Genomic DNA, 5,798 nt, shown 5'->3' with positions numbered 1-5,798 from the left:
TTGCTATACCTTGTAAAAACGTAGGTAATACCATTAATACTGCACCCATAGAGTTTACAATACTATCAAGTATTGCTCCATCTGAAAGTATTGCTGATACAGCTCTTGCCATACCAATTATCATCGCCGCTGAAATCATTCTCTTTGCTCCATTTACAAAACATGAAGCTATCTTATTTGAATCATATCCTGCAAATATACCTGCTATTATTCCTAACCATACAAACGCCATAGTATTTTCTGTTAATCCCCAGTCTAGGTTCATACCACCATATACAATTACCGCCAATGTTCCAACTAAAGATAGCATAACTAGCCAATCTCTAAGTTTCATATCTTCAATAGAGTCAAGATCTCCTTCGATGCTTTTTGTATCTTTAGAATCCAATTCATACATTGGACTTAACTCTGGATTTTGTCTTACCTTTTTAGCATATCTTACTAAATACACACTAGTAACTATAAGAAATACTACAAAACAAAATGCCCTATATTCAATTCCCGAGTACAAAGGAAGTTCTGCAAGCTTTTGTCCTACTATAGTAGTACTTGTATTTAGAGTTCCGGTTGCAAAACCTACAGCACCACCAAGTAATATCACTGCTGCTCCAACTATAGAATCAAATCCCATGGTTCTTGCTATCATAACAGTAATAGGAGCAAATCCTATAAACATATTAACGCCTTGAGTTGTACATATCAATGCAAATATCAAACTAAGCGCTGGTATAAATATAGATTCTTTTGTTGCAAACTTCTTAGCTACCTTTCCGACCGCTGCTTGTAAAGCTCCACTTGAAGTTATTACATCAAATGCACATCCTGAAAATAGTATCAAGAAGAATAAATCTGCAGATTCCATAAATCCTTCTATTATATATTTTGGTATTGAAAGTATACTAACTGGACTTGAATCAATATAACTAAAACTGTCTGGGTTTATGACAGTCATTCCTAAACTATTCTCAGCTCTATCAAATACTCCAGCTGGTACTATCCATGTAAGTAATGTTGAAAACACAATAATTCCTAAAATAATTACAAAAGTATGAGGCATTTTAAATTCTTTTTTCTTTTTATTTAATGTTGCTGAATTTTCCATAGTATATCCCCCTTGTTTTATGTAATACTATTCTCACAACTTCCTATTTTATTGAAAATATAATCCCCGTAAACTAATAATAGATAGATTGTTATACTTAGTATCTCAATAATCTATCTATCATTAGTCGTATTTATGTGCTGCCAGATTTTCTATTTCTTAAGACTCACCTATTAATTATTTGCAAATTTATTTCTATTAAAATCATCTTTTATTTGTTTTAATAACTCTGGGCTAGTTACTATTTCATAACACGCTCCACTTATTGCCTTAGCTCCATAGATTATAGCCTCTTGACCTTCTTTTTTATTTCCCATACTTGTCATTAATTCAGTATGGCTAGAAGTCCCAAATGGTACAAATGATACTCTCAAACAAGCTCCCGGTATACGATATGTAACCAAACTAAAATCTGTAGAACCTGTTTTTTCTCTTGGTGGAGTTATATTTGGAATCCCTACTTCCTCTGCATTTTTTAGTAATAAATCATTTAAAGTTTGGACATTTATTTTATTATCAAGAGATTTTACTACCTTAATATTTAATTTTGCCCCTGTAGCAAGAGCTGCTCCTCTAGCAACATTGTATACTCTTTCTACTGCTTCATCTAAGTGAGGTCTATCATTTGCCCTTATGTAGAATTGACCTAGTGCATAATCTGGTACCACATTGGCAGATACGCCTCCATGTTTTATAATTCCATGTATACGAACATCTGACCTTATGTGTTCTCTTAAATATTCTAATCCATTAAATGTCATTAATAGAGCATCAAGTGCACTTATACCTTGTTCTGGTGCAATAGCTGCATGAGCTGCTTTTCCTGTAAATTCAAACTCAACTAAGTTAAGTGCTAATGATTTACCATCAACGGTAGTTCTATCTCCACCGTGCATCATTATTGCAATATCTAAATTATCAAATATTCCTTCTTTACTCATTGGTATTTTTGCACTAGTAGTTTCTTCAGCCGGTGTACCAATTACTTTTAGTGTTACAGGATGCTCTGATTCTTCTAATACTTTAGAAAGTGCTATTGCTGAGCCACATATACTTGGAGATTGAAGATTGTGTCCACATGCATGTCCTATACCTTCAAGTGCATCATATTCACATAGTAACCCAATTACTGGAGCCTCTTCACTATCATGATTTTTCCATGTTCCTATAAATGCAGTCTCTAATCCAATGATATTTTCTTCTATGTCAAAATTATTATCTGATAACAATTTCTTAATTCTTTTACTAGCTTCAAACTCTTGATTTCCTAGCTCCGGATTGCTATGAATAAAATCATTTAGTTCTAATAATCTCTGTCTTTCTCCTTCAATAACCTTATAAAGCTCTTGTTTTGACATACTGGCCCCCCTATTTGTTGAAATCGCAAAATAAGCTACTTTCTCATTCTTAATTTTATAATATCGAACTAGTTCTAAGTTTTATGATATCGTTTTCTAGGACGTAAGTAAAATATATATTTTTTATTTCAACTATAAAAAAATTATATATTACAATTTTCACCAATTCATGGTAATATTTTACTAAAATATTAATAACATTCCCAAGTAATCAAAGAGGTGAACTTATGGACTATAAATCTATGGAGTACTTAGTTAGTATTCATGAAGAAAAAAGTTTAACTAAGGCTGCAAAGAAACTTTTTGTATCCCAACCAGCTTTATCTTATCGCATATCTCAAATAGAAGAGGAACTTGATGTGCAAATAATAAAAACAGATGGTAGAATGATACATTTTACTGAAGAAGGTGAGTACCTTGTTGATTGGTCAAAAAAAGAATTGAATCATTTTCAAAATATGAAAGAATTTATTTCTAATATGAAAGGCAACAGCTCAAAGAAGATTCATATTGGTGTAGTTAACAATTTTGCTAGATATAAATTATCTCCTATAATTGAAGAATTTAAAAACTTACATCCTGATATTGAAGTAAAACTATCAATTGGTAGTAGCTCTGAAGTCTTGAGTCTTCTTAAAACTAGAAAGGTAAATGTGGCTATAACTAGAGGCCTAAATGATTGGAATGGGGAAAGAAAAATATTAAGTCAAGAAAGAATATCAATAATTTCAAAAGAACCTATAGATATAGGTAAACTTCCATATATACCCAGAGTGTCTCATACTCTTAAAAAAGTTTCAAAATCAAGTTTGTCAAACCAAATATCACTTACCGATCAAATTAAAAATTGGTGGAATGAAAACTTTGATGTAGCTCCACTTGTTGGCATGGAAGTTGATGATATAGATACTTGCAAAGAAATGGTTAAGTGTAGTGCTGGTTATTCAATAATACCGCGCATCTGCTTAAGAGATGACGATAAATTCTTTACTATCGATTTAACTACAAAGGATGGCGAGCCAATTATTCGTAATACTTGGTTATTATATAATAATGTAGATGAAAAAAGTTCAGTTATAAATTTTATAGATTTTTTAAATTTATAATGTAAACATACACACCCAAAATCAGGAAATACCCCCCGTCGTGAAACACGACCCCGTCACATTGATCTTTCACTAAAATATTTTAAACAGTAATAAACTACAAACTAAAAGTGGGATGATTCCAATCAACTCTAGAAATCATCCCACATAATTTATATTAAATCAATCCTACTTAATAAACTTCTTGTCATATATTCCTTCCAAACTAGCCTTTCTAACCCTATTAGCAATAACATCCTTGTCAGTAGTGTAGAAATCTAACTCTTTCATTCTGTCAAAGTATATACTACCAGCAAAAGTAAATCTCAACTTATCTCCTTCTTCTTTCTTCATCTCTTGATTAGAATGATTTATAAAATCTCCTATCAGTATATTAGTAGGTAACTGCAACAAATACATACCTATACAAGCTCTAGCTGCATTGTGACCTGCCAAACTACCAGTACATATAGCTTCTGTATGCCCTACATAAAATCCTGATTTTTCTCCTCCAACAAATAAATTACTAACACCTCTTACTCTCATATAATTATCTCTAGGAGCAACAGATAAATATCTAATAGAGTTTCCTTTACCTCCAGAATAAGGGTCTACTATAAGAGCATCCTCAAATCCTGGAATTTGTCTTAATTTTTCTAAATTAAAATAAGGAGACATAAGTTTTGCATGACCTGTATCTATCAATACAATATTCTCTGCAAATGCAGGTAATGCATACTGTTGACATACCTTAATATCAAGTTTTTCCTCATTTCTAAACTCTTCTGGTAGTGGTATTACTGCACATCCCTTAGAATTTAGCTCGTCTTGTATCTCTTGACTAAGTGACTCTTTTAATAACTTCATAGACCCACTAAAAGCACCACTATCTCCATTATTTCTTCTACCTATAATATCCTCTACACCACATCTTTCAGTAACACTAACTCTACCTCCAAATGAAGGGCATCTTAGTACACACATTGCACATCCATTACCATATTTTACGCAGTTGCCCATAGGTCCAGTAGATCCTGTAGTCTCTACAAAAGCATCTCCGTATATTTTTTCTCCTTCTTCTAAGATAACAGCCGTAATCTTATTGTCTTCCATCTCTACATCAATAACTCTGCTAAATAATTTTACTTCTATTCCCATATCCTTAATCATTCTTCTTATAGGTGGCTCAATCTTAGTTACATTATAAATAGTTGCATGTTTGTGCCCTGGAAAATCTATATCTTTATGTGTGCAATATTTATCTGTCATCTCAAATAATTCTCTTGCACCTAGCACCATCGCTTCTTCTGTAGCTGTATATCTACCGTTATTCCTCATTATTCCACCAACATTACCTAACCCTAAAAGTAAATCTGTTCTCTCTAATACTGTAACCTCAGCTCCAGCTTTCCTTGCAGCTATAGCAGCCGCACATCCAGCCCAACCTCCACCAATAATAACAACTTTAGCCATAACTTAGTACTCCCCCTTATACATTCTTATAGTGATTTTAAAAAAGTTCTACTATCAATTTGTGATTTACATGATTTAACTCTTTGCCCATTTAAGTTAACTGTACAAGCACCACAAATTCCTTCTCCGCAGCAGATTAGATTATTGTTAGGTATAACTAATCTAATATCCTTATTTGCTTCATCAACCATGTTCATTATTTTTTTATTAAAGCTATTGTGACCTCCACTATAAACTAATCCAACATTATCTCTTATCAAGTAATCTTTGATAAACTCTCTATCTTCATCTATATCTACAATGTGGATATTTGCCCCTAGACTCATTATTTTTTCCACAACTTCATCTAGTACCACTGATTTAGAATGTAGAAATACCTCTACTTTATTTTTATTGTCTAATAATTTTTTGATTATGTTTATTGAATTTACTTGAGATAATCCATAAAGTATTACAGCTGTATTCGATTCATGTTGGAAGTTTAAATCTCTTATTCCAAATACTCCATTAAAATAAGGCCCCTTTAGCCAAACCTCTTTATGGTCCATTATAGATTTTGTCTTAATTCCCCTTGGCTTTATAATTACTTCTAATATATTATTTTCTAAGTCCATATCCATAACTGATATAGGCGCATTAAATATAGCGCTTAGTTTATCTTTGCTTTTTAGCATTACATACGCTCCTGGACTTGATAAATCTTTTGCTATACTCTTTGGTACCTCTATCCTTACAAGAAATATGCTCTCCCCAATCTCGTCTACATCCACTATATTACAT

5 protein-coding genes are annotated in these 5,798 nt (G+C 32.3%); 1 reads left to right on the top strand and 4 read right to left on the bottom strand.

Translation table 11 applies throughout. The features are described from left to right. Nucleotides 1–1,102 (bottom strand): YfcC family protein (locus CHL78_RS19385; protein ID WP_147295861.1); only part of this gene is annotated, 1,102 nt, incomplete at its 3' end. A 173-nt stretch (nt 1,103–1,275) separates the two neighbouring features. Next, the gene (locus tag CHL78_RS19380) at nt 1,276–2,460 is read right to left on the bottom strand and encodes a M20 family metallopeptidase (RefSeq protein ID WP_094366643.1); all 1,185 of its coding nucleotides are present in this window, start codon (nt 2,458–2,460) and stop codon (nt 1,276–1,278) included. A gap of 227 nt (nt 2,461–2,687) precedes the next feature. Here CHL78_RS19380 and CHL78_RS19375 point away from each other — a divergent pair, with 227 nt between their 5' ends. Further along, on the top strand, nt 2,688–3,566 hold the full coding sequence (locus CHL78_RS19375) for a LysR family transcriptional regulator (RefSeq protein ID WP_094366642.1): 879 nt from the start codon (nt 2,688–2,690) through the stop codon (nt 3,564–3,566). Between the two features lie 168 nt (nt 3,567–3,734). Here CHL78_RS19375 and CHL78_RS19370 read toward each other — a convergent pair whose 3' ends face one another. Further along, a complete protein-coding gene (locus CHL78_RS19370; protein WP_094366641.1) occupies nt 3,735–5,018 on the bottom strand; it encodes an FAD-dependent oxidoreductase in 1,284 nt (427 codons plus the stop codon). Nucleotides 5,019–5,044: 26 nt separating this feature from the next. Next, on the bottom strand, nt 5,045–5,798 hold a 754-nt coding region (locus CHL78_RS20905), incomplete at its 5' end, for a hypothetical protein (RefSeq protein ID WP_116041734.1).

It is taken from the genome of Romboutsia weinsteinii (assembly GCF_002250835.2).
GTDB classification, from domain to species: domain Bacteria; phylum Bacillota; class Clostridia; order Peptostreptococcales; family Peptostreptococcaceae; genus Romboutsia_A; species Romboutsia_A weinsteinii.
This window is presented reverse-complemented; position numbering and strand designations above follow the sequence as displayed.

What these genes read in the sequence shown, in the direction of transcription:
- CHL78_RS19375 (WP_094366642.1), top strand. Translation starts at nt 2,688, where the DNA reads ATGGACTATAAATCTATGGAGTACTTAGTTAGTATTCATGAAGAAAAA.
- CHL78_RS19380 (WP_094366643.1), bottom strand. Translation starts at nt 2,460, where the DNA reads ATGTCAAAACAAGAGCTTTATAAGGTTATTGAAGGAGAAAGACAGAGA.
- CHL78_RS19370 (WP_094366641.1), bottom strand. Translation starts at nt 5,018, where the DNA reads ATGGCTAAAGTTGTTATTATTGGTGGAGGTTGGGCTGGATGTGCGGCT.